Raw genomic sequence first — 26197 nt, forward strand, 5'->3', positions numbered from 1 at the left:
CGCACCCATCGGCACGAGGATTCGGCATGAGGTCCCTGGAAAGGCATCGCGACGTCGGCGCGTACGCGCTCGGCGTGCTGGACGAGGCGGAGGCCTTCCGCTTCGAGGACCATCTCATGGAGTGCCCCAGCTGTACGGCACACGTGACCGAGTTCGGCCCCGCGGCACGGCAGTTGATGCTGTACCGCCGGGCCACGCCGCGCTTCGTGCATCCCATGGCGCAGCCCGGTCCCCGGCTCCTGGACCGGCTGCTCGCCGAGGTCGCGACCCGGCACCGGGCCAAGCGCCGCAAGCTGCTGTACGGCCTCGCCGCCTCGGTGGTGTTCGCGGTCGCCGGCCCCGGCATCGCGACCTATGTCGGCCACGACGCCGCCCCGGCCGTGCAGGTCACCGCGGCCACCGACGCCCAGTCCGGCATCTGGGCGCAGGTGAAGTCGCAGGACACGGACTCCGGCAGCACGATCGAGCTGGAGGTGAAGGACCCGGACGGGCCGCGCTCCTGCCGCCTGATCGCCGTCGGCGAGGACGGTTCCGAGCAGGTCGTGACCACCTGGGCGGAGCGGGACCGCGACGACCGGGTGAGCACCATGACGGGCGGCTCCTCGATGCACCCGGACGAGATCGACCGCTACGAGGTGCGCGACGCGGACGGGCAGCGCCTGGTGACCCTGGACCCCAAGTGACCGCCGGCTACCTGAGCAGCCGGGACATCCGGCGGTCCGCGAGCGGCTTGCCGCCCGTCTGGCAGGTCGGGCAGTACTGCAGCGAGGAGTCGCTGAAGGAGACCTCGCGGATGGTGTCGCCGCAGACCGGGCAGGGTTCGCCGGTCCGGCCGTGGACCCGCAGCCCGCTCTTCTTCTCTGCCTTGAGCCGCCCTGCCGCCAGGCCGTGGGAGCGCTCCACCGCCTCGGTGAGGGTGGTGCGCAGCGCCTCGTACAGCCGGTGCGTCTCCTCCGGGGTCAGGGACGCGGCCAGCTTGAACGGGGACATCTTCGCCGCGTGCAGGATCTCGTCGCTGTAGGCGTTGCCCACCCCGGCGATCAGGCTCTGGTCGCGCAGGGCGCCCTTCAGCTGCCGTCGCTCGTCGGCCAGCAGGGCCGCCAGGCGGGCCTCGTCGAAGTCCGCGGCGAGCGGGTCCGGGCCGAGCCGCGCGATACCGGGGACGTCCTGCGGGTCCCGGACGATGTACACGGCCAGCTTCTTCTGGGTGCCGGCCTCCGTGAGGTCGAAGCCCGCGCCGGTCTCCAGGGCCGCCCTGAGCGCCAGCGGGCCCTTCCCCGGGCGGGGCAGCCCGTCCGGCAGCCGGTCCTTCCACTGGAGCCAGCCCGCCCGGGCCAGGTGGGTGACGAACCGCAGCCCGCGGTCGCCCTCGACGTCCAGGAACTTGCCGTGCCGGTGCACGGCGACGACCTCGCTGCCCTCGAAGGCGCCGACCGGCGGGTCGTACGTCTTCAGCACGCTGATGGCGACCGGCAGCACACGCACGACCTCGCGGCCGACCAGGTTCTCGGTCAGGAATTCCCTGAGCGCTTCGACCTCGGGCAGTTCGGGCATGCGTCCAGGGTGCCATCCGCTGCGCTGGGCTCCGCCGGAAGTGCCGCATCGGGTCGACTTGCGGCTGCGGCGCGGTGGGGGCTGGTCGCGCAGTTCCTCGCGCCCCTACGGGGCGCTGCCGTCGTCCTTTTCCGGCATGCGGAACTCGCACCAGACCGCCTTGCCGCCGCCGCGGGCCTCCACGCCCCACACGTCGGCGATCTCGTCGACGAGCAGCAGGCCCCGCCCGGAGACCCCGTCCTCGCCTGCCTCGCGGCGGCGCGGCAGGGCGCTGGAGGAGTCCTCGACCTCGACGCGCAGCCGGCGGTCGCTGCCGCCGAGGACCCTGAGGGTGACGATCGCGGAGCCCTCGGTGTGCATCAGCGCGTTGGTGATCAGTTCGTCGGCGACCAGCTCGATCTCGTCGGCGCGGTCCCCTGCGCCCCAGGCGCGGACGGCGGCCCGCACCATGTGCCGGGCCAGGGCGAGCGCCTCGGGGTCGCCGGAGGCCACGTGCTGCTGGAGGCGGCCGACGGCCTGTGCGGTGTCGGAGCCGCAGCGGCGCAGCAGGAGCAGGGCCACGTCGTCGTCGCCGCCCCGTTCGTCGGCGATCTCGATCAGCAGGTCGGCGAGGTCGCGCACGTCCTCCGGCCCCTTGACGACCTGCTCGGCCAGGGCCCGCATGCCGTCCCCGAGGTCGGCGCCGGGCTGTTCGACGAGCCCGTCGGTGCACAGCAGCAGCGTCTCGCCGGGGTCGAGCTCCAGGGTGGAGACCGGGTACTCCAGGCTCTGGAACTCGGCGGACAGGCCGAGCGGCAGCCCGCCCTCGACGGGGACCCGGCGGCAGCCGCCGTCGGCGGCGCGGACCAGGGGGTCGATGTGCCCGGCGCGGACCACCTGGACGACGCCGGTGGCCAGGTCGGCCTCGGCGTACAGGCAGGTGGCGAAGCGGTCGGTGTCGAGCTCGTCGAGGAAGACGGAGGCGCGGGCCATCACGGTGGCCGGGGCGTGGCCCTCGGCGGCGTAGGCGCGCAGCACGATGCGCAGCTGGCCCATGACGGCCGCCGCGTGCGTGTCGTGCCCCTGGACGTCGCCGATGACCGCGCCGACCCGGCCGCCGGGCAGCGGGATCAGGTCGTACCAGTCGCCGCCGATGTCCCGGCCCAGGGAGCCGCCGGCGCTCGCCGAGCGGTAGCGGACGGCGACTTCGGCGCCGCGCACGCTGGGGATGGTGCGCGGCAGCATCGCCTGCTGGAGGCCTTGGGCGAGGTCCTTCTCCTGCTCGAAGAGCATGGCCCGCTGCAGGCTCTGCGCGATGCTGCTGCCGAGGGCGACCAGGACGGCGCGTTCCTCGCTGGAGAAGCCGAGCCGGTCGTTGTAGAGCAGGCCCATGGCGCCGATCGGGCGGGCCTGGGCGATCAGCGGCAGGTAGGCGGCGGAGGTGATGTGCAGGTCGGTGATGTGCGGCCACAGTATGGGGTAGCCCTCGGCGAACTCCTCCGGCGACTCGATGAAGCAGGGGCTGAGGGTCCGCACCACCTCGCCCATCGGGTAGGGCTCCTCTATCCGGGTGATCCGGGTGCCGGGCACGAAGCTGCCGGCCGGCCCCTCGGCGACCAGCCGGATCCGGCCGGCCTCGACCAGGCCCATCACCAGGCTGGTCGCGCCCAGGTTGGGGATGCCGTGGGTGTCCTTGAGGACGTCGATGACCTCCTGGACGCTGCTGGCGTGCGCGAGCGCCGCGGTGACCACCTGGACGACGCCGGTCTGCCGGCGCAGCGCCTGGCCCTGGGCCTCCCGCAGGTTCCGGGCCTCGCTGTCCTCCAGCTCCTGGGTGGCGTCCCGGACGATCCCGACGACGCGGCGCGGGCGGCCGGTCCCGTCGCGCCGGATGTAGCCCTGGGTGTGGGTCCAGCGCGGGGTGCCGTCGCGGCGCCGGATGCGGAAGTACGTCCCGTAGTTCTCGCTGCCGTCCTTGATGGCCTGGGACACCACCGCGTCCAGCCTGCTGGACTCGGCCGGGGGCACCCGGGCGGCGAGGGTCTCGGGGCGGCCGTCGTACTCCTCGGGGGTCAGGTCGAACACCTGGTACGCCTGGGCGTCCATGTGGAAGAGGCCGGCGTCGAGGTCCCAGTCGAAGGTGCCCATGTGGTTGAGCGCCAGGATCGGGTGGTCCGGGTGGGCGGGCCAGTCCTCCGGGAGTGACGGAGCGCTCGCTCCCCGATCAGCCATGGAGCCACCATGCCAGGGGAACCCCATATGGGCAATTTCTCCCCTATTGTCTGCTTCACTCGGTCGGGTTACGCAAGCGGGGAGGCGCGGTACACAGGGTGACAGGCCCCCGCCGATCCGGGGGCCGCACAATGGAGAGAGGCAGGAGCGCACGGCCGTGGACTGGTTCACCGCACCCGGGTACTGGTTGAGCCGGCTGGTCTTCCAGCGGGCTCTGGCCGGCGTGTACCTCGTCGCGTTCCTGACGGCGGCGCTCCAGTTCCGGGCTCTGATGGGCGAGCGCGGGATGCTGCCGATCCCGCGGTTCCTCGCCCGGGTCCCCTTCCGGCGGGCGCCGAGCCTCTTCCATCTGCGCTACTCGGACCGCTTCTTCGCGGCCTGCGCCTGGGCGGGCTGCGCGGTGTCGGCGGCGCTGCTGGCGGGGGCGGACTCCGAACTCCCGCTGTGGGCCGGGATGGTGCTGTGGCTGATCCCCTGGGCGCTGTACCTGTCGATCGTCAACGTCGGCCAGACCTGGTACGCGTTCGGCTGGGAGTCGCTGCTCCTGGAGACCGGCTTCCTCGCCGTCTTCCTGGGCAACGACGAGGTGGCCCCGCCGGTCGTCGTGCTCTTCCTGCTGCGCTGGATCCTGTTCCGGGTGGAGTTCGGGGCGGGCCTGATCAAGATGCGCGGGGACGCCTGCTGGCGCAAGCTGACCTGCCTGCACTACCACCACGAGACCCAGCCGATGCCGGGCCCGCTGAGCTGGTTCTTCCACCACCTGCCGGGGCCGGTGCACAAGGCGGAGGTGGCCGCGAACCACGTCACCCAGCTGCTGGTCCCCGTCCTGCTGTTCACCCCGCAGCCGATCGCGACGGCGGCCGCGTCCCTGATGATCCTCACCCAGCTGTGGCTGGTGGTCTCCGGCAACTTCTCCTGGCTGAACTGGATCACCATCGTGCTGGCCCTGTCGGCCCTGCGCCTGCCCACGAACCGCACGACCGCGCCGCCCACGCCGCTCTGGTACGAGGTGGTCGTCCTCGCCGTGACCGCGCTGCTCCTCTACCTGAGCTACCACCCGGTGCTGAACATGGTCTCCCGCCGCCAGGTCATGAACCGCTCCTTCGACCCGCTGCACCTGGTCAACACCTACGGCGCCTTCGGCAGTGTCAGCCGGATCCGGTACGAGGTGGTGGTCGAGGGCACCCTGGACGCCGTGCCGCACGAGGACTCGGACTGGCGGGAGTACGAGTTCAAGGGCAAGCCCGGCGATCCCCGGTACTGGCCGCGCCAGTTCGCGCCCTACCACCTCCGCCTGGACTGGCTGATGTGGTTCGCCGCCCTCTCCCCCGCGTACGCCGGCGACTGGTTCGGCGGCCTGGTGGAACGCCTCCTGGAGAACGACCGCGACACCCTGCGCCTCCTGCGCCGCTCCCCCTTCCCGCCCGACGAACCCCCGCACTTCGTCCGCGCCCGCCTCTTCCGCTACCGCTACACCACCTGGCGGGAGCTTCGGGAGACGGGCGCGTGCTGGGAGCGGACGTACGTACGGGAGTTCCTGCCGCCGACGCGGCTGGCCGGGGCCGCTCAGAGGCCGTAGACGCGGGTGGCGGTGGTCTCGAAGACGGCGGTGCGGTCGGCCGGTGCGATCAGCTCGGTCGCCGCGTCGAAGACTTCGCCGTAGCTCCCGGCCAGGACGCACACCGGCCAGTCCGAGCCGAACATCAGGCGGTCCGGGCCGAAGGCGTCCAGGACCGTGTCGGCGTACGGGCGCAGGTCGTCGACGGTCCAGGAGGCGGGGTCGGCCTCCGTGACCATGCCGGAGAGCTTGCAGACGGTGTGGGGCAGGGCGGCGAGGGCGCGGACGGCGGAGGCCCAGGGTTCGCGGGTGCCGGCGGCGATGGGGGGCTTGCCCAGATGGTCCAGGACGAAGGTGAGCCGGGGGTGGGTCTCGGCGGCCTTGACGGCGGCCGGGAGCTGCTGGGGCTGGACGATGAGGTCGTAGACCAGGCCCGCGTCCGCGAGCGCGGTCAGGCCCCGGCCGACGTCCGGGCGCAGCAGCCACTCCGGGTCGGGTTCGCCCTGGACCTGGTGGCGGATGCCCTTCAGGTAGGAGCCGCCGGGGAGTTCGCGCAGGCGGGCGAGTTCCTCGGCGACGTCGGGGCGGGTGAGGTCGGTCCAGCCGACGACTCCGGCGACCAGGTCGTGGGCGTCGGCGAGGGCGAGGAACTCGGGGGTCTCCTCGGGGACCGTGATCGTCTGGACGAGGACCGTGCGGGTGACCCCGGCCGCCGCCGCCTCGGGTTCCAGGTCCTCGACGGTGAAGTTCCTTCTGAGCGGCTGGAGTTCGGGCCCGGCGATCCAGTCCTGGTCGCGTACCGAGAGGTCCCAGACGTGGTGGTGGGCGTCGATCGTCATGGCAGCTCCCATACGACGGGCAGGCCGGCCTCCGAGCCCGCCTCGGAGTAGTCATGGACGACGTCGAGAAGCCCGGCCATCCGGGCCTGCCAGGCCACGTTGACCGGGAGCTTCTCCAACTCGGCGAGGAGGCGGCCGTAGTCGGCGCAGTCCAGGACGTGGAACAGGTCGGTGCCGCTGCGCCAGATGGTCCAGGAGGTGGCGCCGGCGGCCCGGATGGCGTCGGTGAGTTCGGCGGGCACCTCGCGGTGGGCGGCCTCGTACTCGGGGATGCGGTCGGCCCGGACCCTGGTGTGCAGGGCGACTCTCATGGCCGGTCCTCCGCGGGTACGGGGACGTCGGCGGGCAGCAGGCCGGTGGCGTGCAGCTCCTGCCAGAAGGCGGCGGGGACGTGGGTGGCGAACTGCGCGGCCCCGTCCGCGATCTCGGCCGCCGAGCGGGCGCCGACCAGGACGCTCGCCACGGCCGGGTGGGCCGCGCAGAAGGCGAGGGCGGCGGCGCGCAGGGTGGTGCCGTGTTCCTCCGCGAGCGCCTTGAGGCGCAGGGCGCGGGAGAGCAACTCGGCTGACGCCTGGGCGTAGTTGTAGGTGGCGTCCGGCTTCGGGTCGGCCAGCAGGCCGGAGTTGAAGGCGCCGCCGATCACCACCGAGGTGCCGCGCTCCTCGGCGGCCGGGAGCAGGTCGGCGAGGGCGCTCTGGTCGAGGAGGGTGTAGCGGCCCGCGCACAGCACCACGTCGACGTCGGTGTCGCGGACGAACCGGGTGAGCATGGCCGTCTGGTTCATGCCGGCGCCGATCGCCCCGACGATCCCCTCGGCGCGGAGCTTCTCCAGGGCGGGGTAGCCCTCGTGGAAGGCCTGTTCGGCGTGCTCGTCGGGGTCGTGCAGGTAGACGACGTCGACCCGGTCGAGACCGAGCCGCTCCAGGCTGGACTCCAGGGTGCGGCGGATGCCGTCCTCGGTGAAGTCCCAGACCCGGCGGAGGGTGTCGGGCACGGCGAAGCCCTGGGCGAGGTCGTCGCCGTCCCCGGGCCCCGGCTCCAGCCGGCGGCCGACCTTGGTGGAGAGGGTGTACGAGTCCCGGTCGTACTGGCGCAGGGCGGCGCCCAGCCGCCGCTCCGACAGCCCCAGGCCGTAGTGCGGGGCGGTGTCGAAGTAGCGGATGCCCTGCTGCCAGGCGGCGGTGACGGTCTCGTACGCCTGCTGGTCGGGGAGTTCGGTGTAGAGGTTGCCGATCACGGCGGCGCCGAGGCCCAGCGGGCTGACCCGGACGCCGCTGCGGCCGAGGGCGTTCACTGGCCCACCGGCCGCAGCCTGAGGCCCTGCATGCCGCCGTCGACGGCGAGGGAGGTACCGGTGGTGGCGCCGGACAGCGGGCTCGCCAGGTAGGCGATGGCACCGGCGACCTCGGCGGCCGAGACCAGGCGGCCGGCGGGCTGGCGGGCCTCCAGGGCGGCGCGCTCGGCGGCCGGGTCGGACGCCCTGTCGAGCAGCCTGCCGATCCACGGGGTGTCCGCCGTACCGGGGTTGACGCAGTTGACCCGGACGCCCTCACGGACGTGGTCGGCGGCCATGGCCAGGGTGAGGGAGTACACGGCGCCCTTGGTGGCGCTGTACAGGGCGCGCTGCGGCAGGCCCGCGGTGGCGGCGATGGAGCAGGTGTTGACGATCGCCGCGTGCTCCGAGCGGCGCAGGTGCGGCAGGGCGGCGCGGGCGGCGCGGACCATGCCAAGGACGTTGACGTCGAAGACGCGCTGCCATTCGGCGTCGTCGTTGTCCTCGACGGTGCCCTGGGCACCGATGCCGGCGTTGTTGATCAGCACGTCGAGGCCGCCGAGGGCCTCGACGGCGCTCTCCACGGCCGCCCGCACGGAGGCGTCGTCGGTGACGTCGGCCTGGAAGCCGAGCAGCGGCTTCTCGACGGAGGACGGGTCGAGGTCGAGGACGGCGACCTGGGCACCGCGCTCGGCGAGCAGCTCGGCGGTGGCCCGCCCGATCCCGGAGGCGCCGCCGGTGACCAGGGCCCTCAGACCCTCGAAGTCGGTCATGCCGCCCGTCCCTTCTGTGTTTCGGGGTCGGCAGCCCAGAAGGTGCCGCCGGGATAGGTGTACTCCGTGATGGACTCCGGTCGCATGGCGGCCGAGAAGCCCGGTGCGGTGGGTGCCGCGTAATGACCTTCGCGGATCACCACCGGATCGCGGAAGTGGTCGTGCAGATGATCGACGTATTCGATGACCCGGTCCTCGGTGGTGCCGGAGACGGCCAGGTAGTCGAACATCGAGAGGTGCTGGACGAGTTCGCACAGTCCGACGCCGCCCGCGTGCGGGCAGACCGGGACGCCGAACTTGGCCGCGAGGAGCAGGATGGCGAGGTTCTCGTTGACGCCGGCGACCCGGGCCGCGTCGATCTGGACGATGTCGAGGGCGCCGGCCTGGAGCAGCTGCTTGAAGACGATCCGGTTCTGGACGTGTTCGCCGGTGGCGACCTTGACCGGGGCGACCGCCCGGCGGATCGCCGCGTGGCCGAGGATGTCGTCGGGGCTGGTGGGCTCCTCGATCCAGTACGGGTCGAACCCGGCGAGGGCCTTGGTCCAGCGGATCGCCTCGTCGACGTTCCAGCGCTGGTTGGCGTCGATGGCCATCCGGATGTCAGGGCCGACGACCTGGCGGGCGACCCGGCAGCGCCGGATGTCGTCCTCCAGGTCGGCGCCGACCTTCAGCTTGATCTGCCGGAAGCCGTCGGCGACCGCCTGGGCGGCGAGCCGGGTGAGCTTCTCGTCGTCGTAGCCGAGCCAGCCCGCGGAGGTGGTGTAGGCGGGGAAGCCGCGATCGAGGAGCCGGGCCCGGCGTTCGTCCACGCCCTCACGGCCCCGGCGCAGGATGGCGAGGGCCTCCTCGGGGGTGAGGGCGTCCGTGAGGTACCGGAAGTCGATCTGGCGGACGATCCACTCGGGTTCGGCGTCGGCGAGCAGCTGCCAGAGCGGCTTTCCGGCGCGGCGGGCGGCGAGGTCCCAGACGGCGTTGACCACCGCGCCGATCGCCATGTGCATCACGCCCTTCTCGGGACCGAGCCAGCGCAGCTGGCTGTCGCCGATCAGGTCCCGGTGGACGGATCCCGGGTCGTCGCAGATCTCGTCGACCGGGCGGCCGAGCACATGGTTGCGCAGCGCGTCGATCGCGGCGACCTGGACGTCGTTGCCCCGCCCGATGGTGAACGTGAACCCGTGCCCCTCGTGCCCGTCGCCCGCGTCCGTGCGCAGCACGACATAGGCCGCCGAGTAGTCGGGGTCCGGGTTCATCGCGTCGGAGCCGTCGAGCTCGCGCGAGGTGGGGAAGCGGATGTCGTAGGTGTCGACCGCGGTCACGCGGGCCGGGCTCGGGGACACGGATTGCCTTTCCGTCGGGGGGAGTGCGGGACGCGGGCCGGTCAGTCCTGGGCCCGTCCCGTGGTGACACGGGCGATCATGAGGGCGACCAGGATGATGCCGCCGTAGATGGCCTGGATCCAGAACGACGGCACCTGCGCCAGGGTGAGCAGGTTCTGTACGACACCCAGAAGGAGTACGCCGGTCAGGGCGCCGAACATGGTGCCCTTGCCGCCGTCCAGGCTGATGCCGCCGATCACCGCCGCCGCGAACACCGTGAAGATCATGTTGTTGCCCTGGTTGGCGCTGATCGCGCCCACGTAACCGGTCTGCATGATTCCGCCGACGGAGGCGAGGACACCGGCGACCACGAACACGCCGAGCATCACCCGGTCGACACGGATGCCGGCGGCGCGGGCGGCGTCGGCGTTGCCGCCGATGGCGTAGAGGGCGCGGCCGACCCGGTGGTACTTCAGCACGAGCCCGGTGACCGCGAAGGCGACCGCGGCCAGCCACACCGACATGGGGACGCTGAGGAAGGTGGAGGTGGCCAGGGTGAAGAAGCTGTCGGGCATCCCGAACAGGGTCTTGCCCTTGGTTGCGCCGACCAGCACACCGCGCAGCACGATCAGCATCGCGAGCGTCACGATGAACGCGTTGAGCTTGAACTTGACGACGAGAATCCCGTTGAAGGCGCCGACGGCCGCGCCGACCACCAGGATCGCCACCATGGCGAGGGCGGCGGGGAGTTCGGTGCCCCAGCCGGACTCGGCCGACGGCAGCACGAGCAGCGCGCCGACGGCGGGGGCGATGCCGACGACCGACTCCAGGGAGAGGTCGAACTTGCCGGTGATCAGGACCAGCGACTCGGCGAGCACCACCATCGCGAGGGCGGCGGAGGCGCCGAGGATGGAGATCAGGTTTCGCTCGGTGAGGAACGAGTCGTTGACCACCGCGCCGAGCACCATGAGCAGCAACAGGGCTGGGACGAGGGCGAGTTCACGGGCGCGGCGCAGGAGGACGGTACGGGCCGCGCGCGGGTCCGGGGAGCGTACCGGGGTGAGCGGCGGGGCCTTGGTCTCAGCCATGGTCCACTCCTTCGGGCATGGAGTCCACTCCTTCTATGGAGGCGATCAGCTCGTGGTCGTGCCAGCCGGCCGGGTGTTCGGCGACGATCCGGCCGTGGAAGAGGACGAGGACGCGGTCGCAGCGGCGCAGGTCGTCCAGTTCGTCGGAGACGACCAGTACGGCGGTGCCGTCCTCACGGGCGCTGTCCACGCGGGCCAGCAGGGACTCCTTGGACTTCACGTCGACGCCCGCGGTGGGGTTGACCAGGACGAGCAGCCGGGGGTCGGAGGCGAGGGCGCGGGCCATGACGACCTTCTGCGCGTTGCCGCCGGAGAGGTCGGAGACGGGCTGTTCGGGGCCCTCGGCGTGGATGTCGAGGCGTTCGATCAGCCCGGTGGCGAAGCCGCGCTTGCGGTCGGTGCCGACGAACCCGTAGCGGCCGAGCCGGTCGAGGACGGTCATGGTGGCGTTGTCGCCGATGCTCATGCCGGGGACGAGTCCCTGGTCGTGCCGGTCGCGGGGCACGAACCCGACGCCGGCCCGCAGCGCGGCCCGCACATCACCGAACGGCAGTTGCCTCTCCTGCAGTCGGGCGGTCCCGCCGGTCGGGGTGCGCAACCCGGCGATGGTCTCGGCGAGTTCGATCTTGCCGCTGCCGCTGGTGCCGGCGAGGCCGACGACCTCGCCGCTGCGGACCGTGAGGTCGATACGCTCGTACGACTCGGAGGTGAGCCCGCTGGTGCTGAGGACCACGGGTGCTTCGACGGCCACCGCGTCCCGCGGCCGCTGTTCCTGCCCGGTCACCGCCTCCCCCGCCATCGCCTCCACCAGGGCGGCCCTGGGCAGGTCGGCGACGGGGGCGGTGATGATCCAGCGGGCGTCGCGGAGCACGGTGACGGTCTGGCAGACCTCGTAGACCTCCTGGAGGTGGTGCGAGATGAACAGGAAGGTCACGCCCGAGTCCTGGAGCGCCCGCATCCGGCTGAACAACCGCTCGATCTCCCGGTTGTCGAGCTGGGCGGTCGGCTCGTCGAGGACGATGAACCGGGCGCCGAAGCTCAACGCCCGTGCGATCTCGACCATCTGGCGGTCCTCGACCTTGAGGTCGGCGGTGCGCGCCTCGGGGTCGACGTGGACGTCCCAGGTGTCGAGGAGCGCGGCGGCTTCCCTGCGGAGTCGCCGCCAGCTGATGAAACCCCGGTGGAGGGGCTGCCGGTTGATGAAGAGGTTCTCGGCGACCGTGAGCTCCGGCACGACCGTGGGCTTCTGGTAGACGCAGGCGACCCTGCGCCGCCAGGCGTCCCGGTCGGCGAGCGGGGGCGCCGGTTCGCCGTCGAAGCGGACCGTGCCCTCGTCCGGGGCCTGCAGGCCGGTGAGGACGTTGACCAGGGTGGACTTGCCGGCGCCGTTGCGGCCGACGAGGGCGTGGGACTCGCCCGGCAGCACGGTGAGCCGGCCGTCGGCGAGGGCGACGGTGGGGCCGTACCGCTTGACGATGTCCCGGGCCTCAACGAGTGGCGTGATCATTTGACCGTGTTGCCCCACAGCTTCGGGTCGTCCACGTTGTCCTTGGTCACCAGGGGCGCCGGAAGCTGGTCCTCCAGAATGCCGCTGGACAGCTTGACGATGGTGGAGTCGTGGTCGGTCGGGCCGGGCTTGAACGTCTTCCCCGCCATCGCCGCCTTGATGTAGTACATGCCGTACTTGGCGTAGGCGTCAGCGGGCTGGGAGACGGTCGCGTCGATCTGGCCCTTGCGGATGGCGTCGTACTCCTGCGGGATGCCGTCGTTGGAGACGATCACTATGTGCCCGCTCTGCCCGGCCGTCTTGAGCATGCCCTTGGACTTGAGGGTCTGCAGGGTCGGGGCGAGGTAGACGCCGCCGGCCTGCATGTAGATGCCCTTGATGTCGGGGTTGGCGTTGAGGAGGGTGCTCAGCTGGGCGGCGGCCGTGTCGGACTCCCACTTGGCGGGGATCTCCAGGACCTTGAGCTTCGGGTACTTCTTCTTCACGCAGTCACGGAACGCCTCGGAGCGGTCCCGGCCGTTGACCGAGGCCAGGTCGCCCATGATCTGCACGACCTTGCCGCTGGTGACGTGCTGGCCGAGGTAGTCGCAGGCCTTGGTGCCGTAGGCGACGTTGTCGGCGCGCACCACCATGGCGACCTTGCCCTTGTCGGGCGCCACGTCCACGGCGACGACCGGCACGCCCTTGCGCTCGGCCTGGTCGAGTCCGGCCTCGATGGCGGCGCTGTCCAGCGGCGCGACGACGAGACCCTTCACGCCCTGGTTGAGCTCGTTGTTGATGTCGGTGATCTGCTGCGAGGGGTCGCTGTTCGAGTTGACCGTCTTCAGCGCGTCCACGCCTTCGGACTTCGCCATCTTGGGCACGTAGTCGTTGTACGACTGCCAGAACGGCGAGGTCAGCAGGGGCAGGATCACCCCGACCTTGCCGGTGCCACCGCCTCCGGCACTGCCGCTGCCGGTGTCCTTCGTGCTGCCGCAGGCGGCGAGCAGGAGCGAGGCTCCGACGGCCACGGCCGTCGCACCGATGATCCTGGACCTGTTCCGCTTCCTCAGTGTTCTGCCGGGCATCTGGGCAGCTCCTCATCGAGCGTGTTCGAGCAGATGACCGCATACTTATCAGACCACTCGACGGATTCAACACCCTGCAGACGCTATTTTTCCGTCGATGAGCGGTCGAACGAGCCATAGTGGTCCGACCACCTCACTGGTTAGACTTCGGCGCACCGGCGACAGGAGGAGTGGCGTGACGGACACCGGGGAAGCAGAGAACGGCGTTGCTGCTCCGCAGAAGGGCACGGTGACGCAGCGCGCCATCGAGCGGATCAAGGCGATGATCGCGGAGGGCCGGCTGGAGCCGGGGCAGCGGCTGCCGACGGAACGGGACCTCGCCGCCCAGCTGGGCATGTCCCGCAGCTCCATGCGCGAGGCGATCCGCGCGCTCACGGTCCTCGGCGTCCTGGAGGCCCGGCACGGCTCCGGCATCTACGTCACCCAGCTGGAGGCGGGCGACCTGCTGGAGACGTTCGGTGTGGTCGCCGATCTGTCCCGCGGGCCGCAGCTGGTGGAGCTGCTGGAGGTGCGGCGGGTACTGGAGTCGACGGCGACGGCGCTTGCCGCGGCGCGGATCACGCCCGACCAGCTGGCCGAGGTGGAGAAGCACCTCACGGCGATGAACGCGACGGACGATCCCGAGGAGATCCTCGCGCACGACCTCGCGTTCCACCGGGTGATCGCGGGCGCCGCCGGGAACGACACGATGGCCGCGATCCTGGAGGGTCTCTCGTCGCGGACCTTCCGGGCCCGGGTGTGGCGGGGGTACGAGGAGGAGGGGGCGTTCGCAAGGACGCGCCGCGAGCACGCCGCCATCCACCGGGCCCTCGTCGCCCGGGATCCGGAGGCGGCGAGGGCGGCGGCGGCCGCGCATGTGGGCGAGGTGGAGGAATGGCTGCGGAGTCAGCTGGGCGCCTGAGGGGGCGTCCCGTGCGGTGTGGCCGTGCAGTTTGACGGTGCGGTGTGGCCGTGCGGCGTGACGGTGCGGTGTGGCCGGCCGGCATCCGCCGCTTCGGCCGACCGTCCCCGGCCGCCGATGCTGTCGGATTCTGACCATAGGGCGTCACGATTGCGTCAGCTCTTTCGCCGACCTGGCTCCTAGGTTGGGAGCGCGGCGCGGCGCCCGGGGTGATGCGCCGCCTCCCACGCATTCACCGGCAGGAAGGCGCGACCATGACCGAGACGCGAGCAGCGGTGGTCCATCCCGGCTCGGGCAGGTTCGTCTGGCAGCGGGTCCGGCTGGAGGACCCCCGGCCGGACGAGGTCCTCGTGCGTGTCGTGGCCGCGGGAATCTGCCATACCGACCTCGCCGTCCGGGACGAGAAGCTCCACACCCCGCTGCCCGCCGTCCTCGGCCACGAGGGGGCCGGTGTCGTGGCGGCCGTCGGCTCCGGAGTCACCCGGGTCGGCGTCGGTGACAAGGTGCTGCTCTCCTTCAGTTCCTGCGGCCGCTGCGGTGCCTGCGCACACGGCCGTCCCGGCTACTGCGAGACGTTCATCCCGCGCAATTTCGCCGGTGCCCGGCCCGACGGCAGCACGCCGATCCGCGCCGCCGACGGCACCCCGCTGGGCGGGCGCTTCTTCGGCCAGTCCTCCTTCGCCCGCCATTGCGTGGTCGACGAGCGCAGTGTCGTACCGGTCGAGGCCGCCGACGAGGACGAGTTGGCGCTGCTCGCGCCCATCGGCTGCGGTGTGCAGACCGGCGCGGGTGCCGTGCTCAACGAACTGCGTCCCGGCCCCGGAGACACGGTCGCCGTCTTCGGCGCGGGGGCGGTGGGGCTGTCCGCGGTCATGGCGGCCGCGCTGACCCCGGCCGCCCGGGTCATCGCCGTCGACATCGTGCCCTCGCGCCTCGACCTCGCCCGGGAGCTGGGGGCGACCGATGTCGTCGACGGCGCGGAGGAGGACGTTCCCGCGCGGCTGCGGGAGATCACGGCGGGCCGGGGCGTGACCCACGCGCTGGAGAGCAGCGGCGTTCCCGCCCTGCTGCGGCAGGCCACCGACTCGCTCGCCGTCCGGGGAACCGTGGCCGTGGTCGGGGCTCCGCCGGTCGGCACCGACGGCACCTTCGACGTCAACTTCCTGCTCAACGGGCGGGTCGTGCGGGGCGTCACCGAGGGCGACAGCGACCTGCTCGGCTTCGTCCCGTCCCTCGTGGGCCTGTACCGGGCGGGGCGCCTGCCCTACGACCGGATGATCCGCTTCTACTCGCCCGACGAGATCAACGACGCCGCCGCCGACGCGGCGAGCGGAAAGGTCGTCAAGCCGGTGCTGCGCATCCCCGCCTGACGTCGGCGCGCGCCGCCCTGCCGTCCCCTCGCCCCCCGCCAGATGCGTCGTGCCGACGTCGCCCCCGTCAGATGCGTCGTGCCGACGTCCGTTCCGGAGCCTGCCATGCCCCTCTCCCCGTTCCCGCCCGACGGCCTTGCCGAGCCGAGCGCCCCTCACCGGGTGCTCCCCCTCTCCGCCTACCGGGAGGCGATAGGCCTCGACGAGCCGTTCCGGCCGGCGGCGGCCCCGGCACCCGCCGACCGGCTGGACGACCACGTGCGTACCGTGCTGCGCCTGCTGGGCGGCGCCCCGGCCGTGTCACGCCTCGGGCCGCGCGCCCACTCCCTGCTCGATCCCGGCGCGGCCGACGCGACCATCGCCCGGCGGCTCCTGCGCACCCTGCTCACGGTCCGTCCTCCCGGTCCGCTGCCCGGCGGCGCCGCCGAGCTGATCGACGCCGTACTCGGTGCGGAACGCCGGCTGCGGCCCGCCGTCGCCGTCCGGCAGCAACTCCCCTCGATCGCCGAGGAGTTCCCCCGAGCCCCGTACCGGGCGGCGCGGCACACCGCGCTGTGGCGGGGCGACATCACCACGCTCGCGGCGGACGCGATCGTCAACGCAGCGAACAGCGCCCTGCTCGGCTGCTTCCGGCCGCTCCATCCCTGTATCGACAACGCCATCCACAGCGCCGCCGGTCCTCGGCTGCGGGACGACTGCGCGACCGTCATGACGCTCCAGGGCACCTCCGAGCCCACCGGAACCGCCAAGATCACCCGGGGCCACCACCTGCCGGCGCGCTACGTCCTGCACACCGTCGGCCCGATCACCGACGGCAGGCCCGGTACCGGGGACGCGGCGGCACTGGCCGCCTCCTACCGGGCCTGCCTCGACCTCGCCGCCGAGGTGCCGGCGATCCGCACCCTGGCCTTGTGCGCCGTGAGCACCGGCGTCTTCGGATACCCCAAGGACGAGGCCGCCGGGGTCGCCCTGCGCACCGTCGCCGACTGGCTCGCCGCACACCCCGGCCGGTTCGACCGGATCGTGTTCACCGTGTTCACGGCCGACGACGAGACGGCCTACCGCGGAGCCCTTGGCACAGCCGCCTGACCCACACCCCCGTAGCGAAGGAAACCCACCATGCCCGTCACCCGTGACATGCTGATCGACGGCAAGGACGTGCCCGCGCTCTCCGGCCGTAACACCCAGGACATCAACCCCTACACCGGCGAGGTCTACGCGACCGTTCCGGCGGCCGGCCCGGAGGACGTGACGCGGGCGGTGGACGCCGCGGACGCGGCCTTCGCGCAGTGGGCGGCCATCACCCCGTTCGCCCGCAGGGCGGTCTTCCTCAAGGCCGCCGACCTGCTGGACGCCAGGACGGAGCAGGTCGTCGAGACCATGGCCGGCGAGGCGGGCGGAACGCGCCCCTGGGCGCACTTCAACGCGCGCCTCGGGGCCGACATCCTGCGCGAGGCGGCGGCCGCGGTCACCGCGCCGCGGGGTGAGGTGCTCAGTTCCCAGGAGGAGGGGGTGCTGGGACTGGCCGTGCGTGAACCGCTGGGCGTGGTGGCGGCGTTCGCCCCGTGGAACGCTCCGGTCATCCTCGGTGTGCGGGCCGTCGCGGGTCCGCTGGCGGCGGGCAACACGGTGGTCGTCAAGCCGAGCGAGGACGCGCCCATTGCCTGCGGGCTGCTCGTCGCCGACGTGCTGCGCGAAGCGGGTCTGCCCGACGGGGTGCTCAACGTGGTCACGAACGACCGCGAGGACGCCCCCCGGATCGCGGAGACGCTGATCGCGGATCCCCGGGTGCGTGCCGTGAACTTCACCGGCTCCACGAACGTCGGCCGCGTCATCGGCATGCACGCGGCCGACCACGTGAAGCCGGCCGTCCTCGAACTGGGCGGCAAGAACGCGGTGATCGTCCTCGCCGACGCCGACGTGGACTACGCCGTCGACGCCGCGACGTTCAGCGTGTTCATGAACTCGGGCCAGATCTGCATGTCGGCCGACCGCATCCTCGTGCACGCCTCGCTCGCCGAGGAGTTCAAGGAGAAGTTCACCGCGAAGGCCGCCGCGCTCCGGGCCGGTGACCCCGGCCACCCGCAGACGGTCGTGGGCCCGCTGGTCAGCCCGTCCGCGGCGAGGCGCGTCGCGGGTCTGGTCCGGGACGCGGTCGCCGAGGGTGCCACCGTGCTCACGGGCGGCGGCCGCCCGGAGGGCGCCGTGCATCCGGCGACCGTGCTGACCGATGTGCCCAGGAGCGCCGAGCTCTACCACGCGGAGGCCTTCGGCCCGGTGTGCGTCGTCGAGACGTTCGCCGACGACGACACCGCGATCGCGCTCGCCAACGACACCGAGAACGGCCTGACCTGCGGCATCATCACCGAGAACGCGACGCACGGCCTGGCCGTCGCGCGCCGCGTCCGCACCGGGATCGTGCACATCAACGACCAGTCCGTGGCGGACGAGCCGCACGCGCCCTTCGGCGGCGTCAAGGCTTCGGGCTACGGCCGGTTCGGCGGGCGGTGGGGCATCGAGGCGTTCTCCAACACCCGTTGGGTGACCGTCGCGGACCGGCACGCCCGCTACCCGTTCTGAGCGCCCGTCGGCTCATGAGCGGCCCGGCGGCCACGGACCGTGTCGCGGAAGTCGATCGGGGACCGGCCGACCCGGTGCAGGAAGTACTTGCTGAACTGGGAGGGGTTCACGAAGCCGAGCTGGTCCGAGATCTGGGCGGCGGTCCGGTCGCTGTGCGCCAGCAGCCGCTTGGCCTCCAGTACGACACGGCGGTCGACGAACTCCTTCGCGCTCAGCCCGGCGCCGTTCAGCGTGGCCCGGGCCAGTGTGCGTGCCGAATAGCCGAGGATCCGGGCGTAGTCCTCCACCCGCCGGGTGCGGGTGAAGTTCCGCTCGACGACGTCACGGAAGCGGAGATAGATCTCGTCGGGCTCCGGTGCGGGGCCGCCGGCCGGAACCGTCAGATGGGCCAGCCGCAGCACCAGCACCGCCAGCAGGTGGCGCAGGGCCGCCATGTGCGCCTCCAGCGGCAGCTGCCCCAGCGCCCGGAACTCGTACCGCAGATGCTCGGCGGCCAGCTCCAGCGCCGGTGCGTCGCCGGTGCCCGGGGTGCAGACGACGGGCGCGTACATGTCGTCGACCCGGGCGGCCACCGCGGTGGCGGCGTCCAGCATGTCCTGCCGGAACAGGATCAGCGCGCCGTCCGCGTGCGTGAGGTCCCCCCACTGCTGCACCCGCCCGGGCCGGACCCACAGCCAGGAACCCGGCCGCAGGGTGTAGCCCGTGAAGTCCACGGTCTGACGGTGTTCGCCCGAGGTGAGGGTGAGCAGCTGGTGGAAGTCGGGACGCTGGGGCCGGGCGAGGGCGGGCGGTGGCACGCGGCTCCGCAGCTCGGCCAGCGACATGACCTCGGCACCCGCGGGGGTGCCCACAGGTGCGGCGAACGGAAGCTCGGGGATCTCCCGCGGGGCGGCGTGTCGCTTTTTGACCATCATCAGCCATCAGGCTAACCGGAAGGAACCGAGGAATCGTGAGTTCCACGAGCAACACCCACACCTCCACGCCGCACGCGGTCGAGACACTGCGTTCCTGGCTGGGCGAGGCCGACCGGGTCCTGGTCGCCGCGGGCGCCGGGCTCAGCGCGGCCGCCGGCTACGACTACGGGGACGCCGACCGCTTCAGGGAGCTGCTGCCGGCGCTGCACCGGCTGGGACTGCGGTCCCGCTACCTGCTGGGCGCCCCGCTGCCGGCCGACATGATGTGGGGCTACTGGGCCGTCCACATCGACGACATCCGCCACGGTCCGGGCCCCAACGACCTCTACCAGCGGCTGCGGGCACTGGTCGGCGACCGCGACCACTGGGTCATGACGTCGAACGTCGACGCCCTCTTCGCCCGCAACGGCTTCGCCGCGGACCGCGTCTTCACTCCCCAGGGCGACTACGGCCGCCTGCAGTGCACGGTTCCCTGCACACGCGAGACCTGGCCCAGCAAGCCGTACTTCGACCGGATCCTCGCGGTGTACGACCGTGAGAGCGGCCGGGTGACCGACCCGGCCGCGCTGCCGGAGTGCCCACGCTGCGGTGCCGCCGTCTTTCCCAATGTCCGGGTCGGCCCCGAATTCGTCGACGACCCCTACCTTCCCGCGGGGCAACGGCTCTCCCAGTGGCTCGGCCCGGCGCCCGCGGACAGCAGCCTGCTGGTCCTGGAGATGGGCGCCGGATTCAACACCCCCGGCGTGATCCGGCTGCCGATGGAGAACCTGGTGCGCCGTACCCCGCGGGCCCGGCTCGTGCGGGTGAACCCCGATCATCCCGACGTGCCGTCCGACCTCGGCGACCGGGCGCTGTCCCTGCCTTGCGGGGCAGGCCCGGTCCTCGACGCACTCGTCCCCTGAGGGGCGCTCCGTCGCCTCAGGCCCGCCGGAACCGCAGAGTCACCAGTTCGAAGGGCCGCAGCCGCAGCGACACCGCGTCACCCGCCCGGTCCGGCGCCGGTGCGCCCGACGGCCGCTCCAGCAGGTCGGTCACCGTCACGTCCGCCACCTCGAAGCCCGCCGTCAGCGTGGCGCGCGCCCGGCCGCCGTGGGCCTCGTGGAAGCGGACCACCACGTCGCCGCTCCCGTCGTCCGCCAGCTTCACCGCCGTGACGACCACCGCGTCGTCGTCGACCGTCACCAGCGGGGCGACGTCGCGGGCGCCGAGGATCCGGCGCTCCGGCAGGTTGATCCGCCAGCCTTCCCGCACCGCGTCCGCGATGCCCGCGCCCGGCACCAGGGCGTGCCGGAAGCGATGGATGCCCTGGTCGGTCTCGGGGTCGGGGAAGCGGGGCGCGCGCAGCAGCGAGACCCGGACGGTGGTCGTCGTACCGTGGTCGCCGTCCGTGCGGACGCTGCGGGTCACGTCGTGGCCGTACGTGGAGTCGTTGACGACCGCCACGCCCCAGCCCGGTTCCTCCAGTTGGACGAAGCGGTGGTTGCAGGCCTCGAACTTGGCCGCCTCCCAGGAGGTGTTGGTGTGGGTCGGGCGGTGGAAGTGCCCGAACTGGGTCTCGGACGCGTACCGTTCGGCGTGCAGGTCGAGCGGGAAGGCCAGCTTCAGGAACTTCTCCGTCTCGTGCCAGTCGACCTCCGTGTCGATCAGCAGGCGGCGCTCCCCGGGCGGCAGCGACAGCACCTGCGTGACCCGGGAGGAGCCGAAGGACCGAACGACCCGGACGGACCGGCCGTCCTCGCCGGCCGTCAGCTCGTCGGTGTCCGTGAGGTCGGTGACCGCGTTGCGGTAGAAGGCGTCGACGTCCCAGGCGTCCCACTGGTTGGGGAAGTCCGGGTGGAGCTGGAGCAGGTTGGCGGCGGTGCCGGGGGCGACGGTCTCGCGGTCGGCGTCGAGGTCGTGGGCGGACACGACGAGACCGCGGGCGTCGATCTCGACGCGCAGGACGCCGTTGGCGAGGACGTGTCCGCCGTCGGGCCGGTCCGAGACCGTCACCTCTCCGGTCGGCTGTTCCGGCCCCGCTCCCCCGGCGGGGACGCCACTTCTGCCGTGCGGCGCCGCGTTGAAGAGCAGCGGCCGGTCGCCCTCCCCCGCCAGGGCGCGCTGGGCCGCGCCGATGATCCCGTCGAGTTCGGCGGCGATCCGCTGGTACGTGGCCCTGGCCTCGCGGTGCACCCAGGCGATCGACGAGCCGGGCAGGATGTCGTGGAACTGGTGGAGCAGGACCGTCTTCCAGATCCGGTCCAACTCCTCGTAGGGGTAGGCGAATCCGGCGCGGACCGCGGCCGTCGCCGCCCACAGCTCGGCCTCCCTCAGGAGGTGTTCGCTGCGCCGGTTGCCCTGTTTGGTCTTCGCCTGACTGGTGAGGGTGGCGCGGTGCAGTTCGAGGTAGAGCTCACCCACCCACACCGGTGGGTCGGGGTATTCGGCCTCGGCCTTGGCGAAGAAGTCGGCCGGGGTCTCCCAGACGACGGCCGCCGAGCCCTCCAGGCTGCGCAGCCGGGCCGCCTTGGCGACCATCTCGCGGGTCGTGCCGCCGCCCCCGTCGCCCCAGCCGGTGGGTGCGAGGGAGTGCCGGGCGCGGCCCTTGTCCTTGAAGTTGCGGGCCGCGTGGGCGAGTTCGCTGCCCTTCATGGAGCAGTTGTAGGTGTCGACGGGCGGGAAGTGGGTGAAGATCCGGGTGCCGTCGATGCCCTCCCACTGGAAGGTGTGGTGCGGGAACGTGTTCGTCCGGGACCAGGAGATCTTCTGGGTGAGCAGCCGGGTCGAGCCCGCCGCCCTGATGATCTGCGGCAGGCCCGCCGCGAAGCCGAAGGTGTCCGGCAGCCAGGCCTCGTCGTTCTCGATGCCGAACTCGTCCAGGAAGAACCGCTTGCCGTGCACGAACTGACGGGCCATCGCCTCCGAGCCCGGCATGTTGGTGTCCGACTCCACCCACATCCCGCCCGTCGGCACGAACCGCCCCTCCGCCACCGCCTTCTTCACCCGCGCCCACACCTCCGGCCGGTGCTCCTTCACCCACGCCCACTGCTGCGCCTGGGACATCGCGAACACGAACTCCGGCTCGTCCTCGATCAGGGCCGTCATGTTGGCGGTCGTACGGGCCACCTTGCGCACCGTCTCCCGCAACGGCCACAGCCACGCCGAATCGATGTGCGCGTGCCCCACCGCGCTGATCCGGTGCGCGGAAGGCGCCGCAGGCACGGCAAGGACCCCGGTGAGACACGAACGCGCCCGCTCCGCCGTACCGTTCACGTCCTGCAGGTCCACGGCGTCCAGCGCCCGCTCGACCGCACGCAGGATCTCGTACCGACGTGCCCCGTCGGCCGGCAGTTCGGCCATCAGCTCGCCGAGCACCTCCAGGTCGGTCACCAGGTTCCACACGGTCTCGTCGAAGACCGCGAGGTCCATCCGGGTGAGCGTGTACTGCGGTTCGTGCCCGGCGGTGTCCTTGTCACCGAGCCAGGTGGGCCGGAAGGGGTGGTAGTCGAGGATCACGGGGTTGGAGGCGGCCTCGACGTGCAGCCGCACCTCCTCGCCGCCCGCCACGGGGGCGCCGACGCGGACCCACTGGTTGCGCGGGTTGAGGCCCTTCACCGGGGTGCCGTCGGGCCGGTAGGCGAGACCCTCGCACTGGAAGCCGGGCATGTTCTCGTCGAAGCCGAGGTCGAGCAGGGCCTCCACGGTCCGCCCTGCCCACGCCTCGGGCACGGTCCCGGTCACCCGGAACCAGCTGGTGCCCCACGGAGCACCCCACCGGGCGCCCACCGCGATCGGCTCGGGCTCGGCCGCGAGACCCTCGGCGACCGGTACGGGCTCGCCGGGCGCGTGCCACACCGCGACGTCGAGCGGCACGGACTCGGGGTACACGGCGGGACGGATGCGCTCGTCGAGGACGCGCCTCAGGCGGGCTTCGACCAGGCTGCGGTCGTCATGCATGTGGGGTGCTCCGTTTGTTGGTTACCGGTTACCAGGTGTGCGTGACGGTCACGGGATCCGACGAGGTGTACAGCTCCCCTACGGCACGCACTTCGAACCGTGCCGTCGTCTCGCCCTGCTCCGGCTGGAGGCCGGTCAGGAAATAGGCCCGCTGGCCGGTGGCGCCGAGGAAGCGCCGGGTGCCGTCGGGGAGGAGCCGGTGCAGGGTGTACTGCCGGACGGCCCCGGGCGCGGCGTCCCAGGCGAGCCGCAGGCTGCCGCCGTCGGCCGCGGTGACCTGCGCGGCGGCGGGAGCGGCGGGGGTGCTCGGCGCCTCCCGTACGGCGATCGCGCCGAGCCGCCACTGGACCGGCCCGGTGGTCGCGGTGAGGCGGACACCGAGGGCGTGGACGGTGCCGGAGAGACCGGTCAGCGGTACGGTCGCGGTCAACCAGCCGTCGCCCGGGTCCACCGGCAGATAGGTGTACGGCGGCGCGGCACCGGCGCTGCCCGGTTCGGCAGTGGCGATGGCGAGCTCGACGTCCACGCCTCCGGAGTCGGTCCGGTAGGTCAGCTCGACAACCGTCTGTGCCGTGATCGGGAGCTGGGTCGCGTAGAGGTCCAGGACCACCGGCTGGTCCAGCGCGCCGTTCACCAGCACGCTGCTGCCGCCCCGCCAGGCGTCCGCGAAGTCGAAGGTCACGGCCGGCCCGGTGCCCGCCGTCCGGACCGCCCAGCGCCGCGACGGCAGCCGGTCCTGCAGGCCGAGGTGGTTCCAGGGCGCGTCCGAAACGACCTCGCCGTCCTCGTACCAGCGCAGTCCGTGCCCGGTGTTGAAGACGCTCGCGAACGGCACCGCCGACACGGTCGACCGGTCCGCCACCGACACCGCGGGCGCCCGCCAGGGATCGGTGCTGTCGGGCCGGGAGGGGTCCAGTGACCGTCCGGTCCAGAACCGGTCGTCGGCGGCGTGGAAGTCGCCGGGGGTACGGCTCGCGGGCAGGTGGTTGCGGGTCCACTCGGGCCGGTAGAAGCCGACGGACGTGATGTGCGCCGAGCTGCTGGGCACCATCGCGTTCCAGTTCACGGAGGTGTTGGAGCCGTTGGACTCGACGTCGACCCCGGCCCACAGCTCGTAGCGGCTGCGGCCGAGCTGCACGGCGTTGGTGCCCGACGAGGCGAGCGTCGAGGTGCTCCACCGGAAGTCGACGAACATGTCGTCGGCCGCCTGGAAGAACGACTGGTTCTGGCTGTTCAGCGCGCCCTGCCAGCTGACCGTGCCGTTGACGGTCATCGCGTCGTACCAGGTGACCCGCTGTCCCCGGGCCGCGGCGAGGGACTTGAGCTCCCTGACGAAGCCGAGCATGGCGGTGCCGAGGGCGGTGTTGCCGCCGCTGGTCTCGGCGTTCACGAACCAGCCGTCGAAGCCGTAGGCGGCGGCCAGGGCGACGAGCTGGGCCGCGAGGGGGTAGTGCCCGGTGGTGTCCGTCTGGACCAGGTCGCGGGTCCACTGGAGCTGGCCGCCGTAGGCGGTGGGCGGCAGGAAGATGTTGCCGAGGACGGGCACGCCGTGCCGGTGGGCCGCGTCGACGATCGGCGCGTTCGGGGCGAGGATCAGGCCCTCGCCCGCCGAGCCGCCCCAGAAGACCAGCTCGTCGAGGTAGGCCCAGTGGGTGAGGGCGTAGTAGTCGGCGGTGGCCGAGCCCTGGGACGGGTTGCCGGACGTGGGCCCGAAGGAGACCAGCGACTGGATGCGGGCCTGTCCGGAGCGGGCGGTGGTGTTGGCGGGGGTCGGGGTGAAGCGGGTGGCGAGCGGCACGGAGGCGGCGTTGAAGGCGAGGTCGGGGTCGCCGGCCGCCGTCCAGGTCTTCAGGCTGCGCCAGGTGATGCCGGTGCCCGGGCTGCCGGAGGGGAACGAGTCCGGGTAGAAGTACGACGCGTAGGGCGGGGTGGCCGTGGTGGCAGCCGCGGTGGCCTTCGGGGTGGCGGCCCTGGCGGGGGTGGGTAAAAAGGCCGCCGCGGTGGCGGCGACGAGGACGGTGCGTCTGGTGGGGTTCACGAGCGGGTGCCTCCTTGTGGGGTGGGGAGAACCTGGTCGGGAGTGACGACTTCGGTGATGCCGCGCGCGACGAGATGCTCCTGGTCCCTCGCGCGCGTGTCGAGGACGGTGGTGGGGCGGGCGCCGTCGGCGGCCAGCCGGAACCAGGCGTCGAAGACGGGTCCGCCGGGCGCGCACCGGGAGCGCAGGGCCGGTTCCGCGGGCACGACGAGCGCGGTGGAACGCGTCGCCGCCGCCCTGGACTCGGCCGCCGCGAGGACGTGGGCGATGTCCTTGGGCTTGCGGTCGTTGGCCAACAGGCCTAGACCATATTCGAGTTCGGGGAAGTCGGCGAGGCTCCGGCTGACGTCGTGGGAGCACCACCAGGTGATGCCCCACAGGTCGGGGCAGTCCAGTACGGCGGTGATCGTCGCCTCGGCGAAGGCGGCCGCGTGCTCGGCGGGGATCAGCGGGGCGGGCGCGCCCACCTCCTGGAGCCAGACGGGCCGGTGTGCGTCCTCGGCCCAGGCCTTGCTCAACTCGACCAGATACGCCGCGTGTTGCTCGGTCTGGAGGCCGGTCCGGCCGTGCCGCTGGGCGGTGCCGTCGAACACCCAGGAGTGCACGGCGGTGACCTCGCCGAGGCGGGCCGAGTGGGCGGGGGTGAAGGGCTGGTCGTCCTGGTACCAGGCGGCGTCGTAGGAGGCGTGCAGATGGAGCCGGCCGGGGGCGCCCTCGGCGCAGGCGGCCAGCAGCCTTACGAGCCACTGCTCCGCCTCCGCCGCGCTGATCCGGTCCGGATCGGGATGCGGTCCCGCGGCGAACTGGTTGACCTCGTTGCCGATGGTCATCCCGATGAAGTTGGGCCGGTCCGCGAGGGCGGCTGCGAGGGTGCGCAGGTAGGCGGCCTCGCCCTCGACGACCTGCGGGTCGGTGAAGAGGTTGCGCCGGTGCCAGGTACGGGTCCAGGCGGGCAGGAAGTCGAAGCTGCTCAGGTGCCCCTGCAGACCGTCGACGTTGACGTCCAGGCCGCGTTCGGCCGCCGCGTCGGCGAGGGCGAGGAGCTGCTCGACGGCGTGCGGGCGGATCAGCGTGCGGTTGGGCTGGAAGTAGGGCCACAGCGGGAAGACCCTGATGTGGTCCAGGCCGAGCGCGGCGATCGAGTCGAGGTCGGCGCGTACGGAGTCGAGGTCGAAGTCGAGCCAGTGGTGGAACCACCCTTCGCTGGGGGTGTAGTTGACGCCGAAGCGCACGGCAGGAGGCATGCGTATTCCTTGCTGGCGGTTGACGGGG

General features: G+C 72.3%; 21 protein-coding genes. 7 read left to right on the forward strand and 14 right to left on the reverse strand.

What is annotated here, in order from left to right:
- The first annotated feature begins 26 nt into the window (after positions 1 to 26).
- A complete protein-coding gene (locus tag ABZ887_RS26665) occupies positions 27 to 683 on the forward strand; it encodes a zf-HC2 domain-containing protein (protein WP_361293876.1) in 657 nt (218 codons plus the stop codon).
- Positions 684 to 690: 7 nt separating this feature from the next.
- Here the strand turns inward: ABZ887_RS26665 and ABZ887_RS26670 are convergent, their stop codons facing one another.
- Together ABZ887_RS26670 and ABZ887_RS26675 are read right to left on the reverse strand one after the other, a co-directional pair.
- A complete protein-coding gene (locus ABZ887_RS26670) occupies positions 691 to 1554 on the reverse strand; it encodes a DNA-formamidopyrimidine glycosylase family protein (RefSeq protein ID WP_361293879.1) in 864 nt (287 codons plus the stop codon).
- A gap of 105 nt (positions 1555 to 1659) precedes the next feature.
- Entirely contained in the window at positions 1660 to 3765 is a 2106-nt protein-coding gene (locus ABZ887_RS26675) for a SpoIIE family protein phosphatase (protein WP_361293882.1), read from the reverse strand.
- Positions 3766 to 3922: 157 nt separating this feature from the next.
- On the opposite strand from ABZ887_RS26675, the gene ABZ887_RS26680 reads away from it, so the two are divergent.
- Positions 3923 to 5344 carry a lipase maturation factor family protein gene (locus ABZ887_RS26680; RefSeq protein WP_361293885.1) on the forward strand — a complete coding sequence of 474 codons (1422 nt, stop codon included), beginning with the start codon at positions 3923 to 3925 and terminating at the stop codon, positions 5342 to 5344.
- Here the strand turns inward: ABZ887_RS26680 and ABZ887_RS26685 are convergent.
- From ABZ887_RS26685 to ABZ887_RS26720, 8 genes are read right to left on the reverse strand one after another with little or no spacing between them, the layout of a single operon-like run.
- On the reverse strand, positions 5332 to 6162 hold the full coding sequence (locus tag ABZ887_RS26685; protein ID WP_361293888.1) for an amidohydrolase family protein: 831 nt from the start codon (positions 6160 to 6162) through the stop codon (positions 5332 to 5334). The genes ABZ887_RS26680 and ABZ887_RS26685 overlap by 13 nt on opposite strands.
- Positions 6159 to 6473 carry an L-rhamnose mutarotase gene (locus ABZ887_RS26690; protein WP_361293891.1) on the reverse strand — a complete coding sequence of 105 codons (315 nt, stop codon included), beginning with the start codon at positions 6471 to 6473 and terminating at the stop codon, positions 6159 to 6161. Before ABZ887_RS26690 ends, ABZ887_RS26685 begins: the two co-directional genes overlap by 4 nt.
- A complete protein-coding gene (locus ABZ887_RS26695) occupies positions 6470 to 7456 on the reverse strand; it encodes an aldo/keto reductase (RefSeq protein WP_361293894.1) in 987 nt (328 codons plus the stop codon). Before ABZ887_RS26695 ends, ABZ887_RS26690 begins: the two co-directional genes overlap by 4 nt.
- A complete protein-coding gene (locus tag ABZ887_RS26700; protein WP_361293897.1) occupies positions 7453 to 8208 on the reverse strand; it encodes an SDR family oxidoreductase in 756 nt (251 codons plus the stop codon). Before ABZ887_RS26700 ends, ABZ887_RS26695 begins: the two co-directional genes overlap by 4 nt.
- A complete protein-coding gene (locus ABZ887_RS26705) occupies positions 8205 to 9545 on the reverse strand; it encodes an L-fuconate dehydratase (RefSeq protein ID WP_361293900.1) in 1341 nt (446 codons plus the stop codon). Before ABZ887_RS26705 ends, ABZ887_RS26700 begins: the two co-directional genes overlap by 4 nt.
- Positions 9546 to 9586: 41 nt before the next feature.
- Positions 9587 to 10612, reverse strand: a complete 1026-nt coding sequence (locus ABZ887_RS26710; protein WP_361293903.1) for an ABC transporter permease — start codon at positions 10610 to 10612, stop codon at positions 9587 to 9589.
- On the reverse strand, positions 10605 to 12119 hold the full coding sequence (locus ABZ887_RS26715) for a sugar ABC transporter ATP-binding protein (protein ID WP_361293906.1): 1515 nt from the start codon (positions 12117 to 12119) through the stop codon (positions 10605 to 10607). Before ABZ887_RS26715 ends, ABZ887_RS26710 begins: the two co-directional genes overlap by 8 nt.
- Positions 12116 to 13186: a sugar ABC transporter substrate-binding protein gene (locus tag ABZ887_RS26720; RefSeq protein ID WP_361293909.1), complete on the reverse strand. Its 1071-nt coding sequence runs from the start codon at positions 13184 to 13186 to the stop codon at positions 12116 to 12118. Before ABZ887_RS26720 ends, ABZ887_RS26715 begins: the two co-directional genes overlap by 4 nt.
- 175 nt (positions 13187 to 13361) lie before the next feature.
- On the opposite strand from ABZ887_RS26720, the gene ABZ887_RS26725 reads away from it, so the two are divergent.
- From ABZ887_RS26725 to ABZ887_RS26740, 4 genes are all read left to right on the forward strand, one after another.
- Positions 13362 to 14087, forward strand: a complete 726-nt coding sequence (locus ABZ887_RS26725; protein ID WP_361293912.1) for a FadR/GntR family transcriptional regulator — start codon at positions 13362 to 13364, stop codon at positions 14085 to 14087.
- 254 nt (positions 14088 to 14341) lie between these two features.
- Positions 14342 to 15457: an NAD(P)-dependent alcohol dehydrogenase gene (locus ABZ887_RS26730; RefSeq protein WP_361293915.1), complete on the forward strand. Its 1116-nt coding sequence runs from the start codon at positions 14342 to 14344 to the stop codon at positions 15455 to 15457.
- Positions 15458 to 15562: 105 nt separating this feature from the next.
- Positions 15563 to 16546: a macro domain-containing protein gene (locus ABZ887_RS26735; RefSeq protein ID WP_361293918.1), complete on the forward strand. Its 984-nt coding sequence runs from the start codon at positions 15563 to 15565 to the stop codon at positions 16544 to 16546.
- 30 nt (positions 16547 to 16576) lie between these two features.
- Complete coding sequence (locus ABZ887_RS26740) at positions 16577 to 18037, forward strand: aldehyde dehydrogenase family protein (RefSeq protein ID WP_361293921.1); 1461 nt, start codon at positions 16577 to 16579, stop codon at positions 18035 to 18037.
- On the opposite strand, the gene ABZ887_RS26745 is transcribed toward ABZ887_RS26740, so the two are convergent.
- Complete coding sequence (locus tag ABZ887_RS26745) at positions 18025 to 18951, reverse strand: AraC family transcriptional regulator (RefSeq protein WP_361293924.1); 927 nt, start codon at positions 18949 to 18951, stop codon at positions 18025 to 18027. The two genes, ABZ887_RS26740 and ABZ887_RS26745, sit on opposite strands and share 13 nt — an antisense overlap.
- 35 nt (positions 18952 to 18986) lie before the next feature.
- On the opposite strand from ABZ887_RS26745, the gene ABZ887_RS26750 reads away from it, so the two are divergent.
- Positions 18987 to 19853: an NAD-dependent protein deacetylase of SIR2 family gene (locus tag ABZ887_RS26750; protein ID WP_361293927.1), complete on the forward strand. Its 867-nt coding sequence runs from the start codon at positions 18987 to 18989 to the stop codon at positions 19851 to 19853.
- Between the two features lie 16 nt (positions 19854 to 19869).
- On the opposite strand, the gene ABZ887_RS26755 is transcribed toward ABZ887_RS26750, so the two are convergent.
- The 3 genes from ABZ887_RS26755 to ABZ887_RS26765 are packed head-to-tail and all read right to left on the reverse strand — an operon-like array spanning position 19870 to position 26169.
- Positions 19870 to 22887 (reverse strand): glycoside hydrolase family 38 C-terminal domain-containing protein, encoded by a 3018-nt coding sequence (locus ABZ887_RS26755; RefSeq protein ID WP_361293930.1) that lies wholly within the window; start codon positions 22885 to 22887, stop codon positions 19870 to 19872.
- Positions 22888 to 22915: 28 nt separating this feature from the next.
- Positions 22916 to 24925, reverse strand: coding sequence for an endo-beta-N-acetylglucosaminidase (locus ABZ887_RS26760; protein WP_361293933.1), 2010 nt, complete (start codon positions 24923 to 24925; stop codon positions 22916 to 22918).
- On the reverse strand, positions 24922 to 26169 hold the full coding sequence (locus tag ABZ887_RS26765) for a glycosyl hydrolase (RefSeq protein WP_361293936.1): 1248 nt from the start codon (positions 26167 to 26169) through the stop codon (positions 24922 to 24924). Before ABZ887_RS26765 ends, ABZ887_RS26760 begins: the two co-directional genes overlap by 4 nt.
- Positions 26170 to 26197 lie beyond the last annotated feature (28 nt).

Origin of the sequence: Streptomyces sp. NPDC047061, from assembly GCF_040643955.1 — a bacterium.
In the GTDB taxonomy this organism is placed as follows: domain Bacteria; phylum Actinomycetota; class Actinomycetes; order Streptomycetales; family Streptomycetaceae; genus Streptomyces.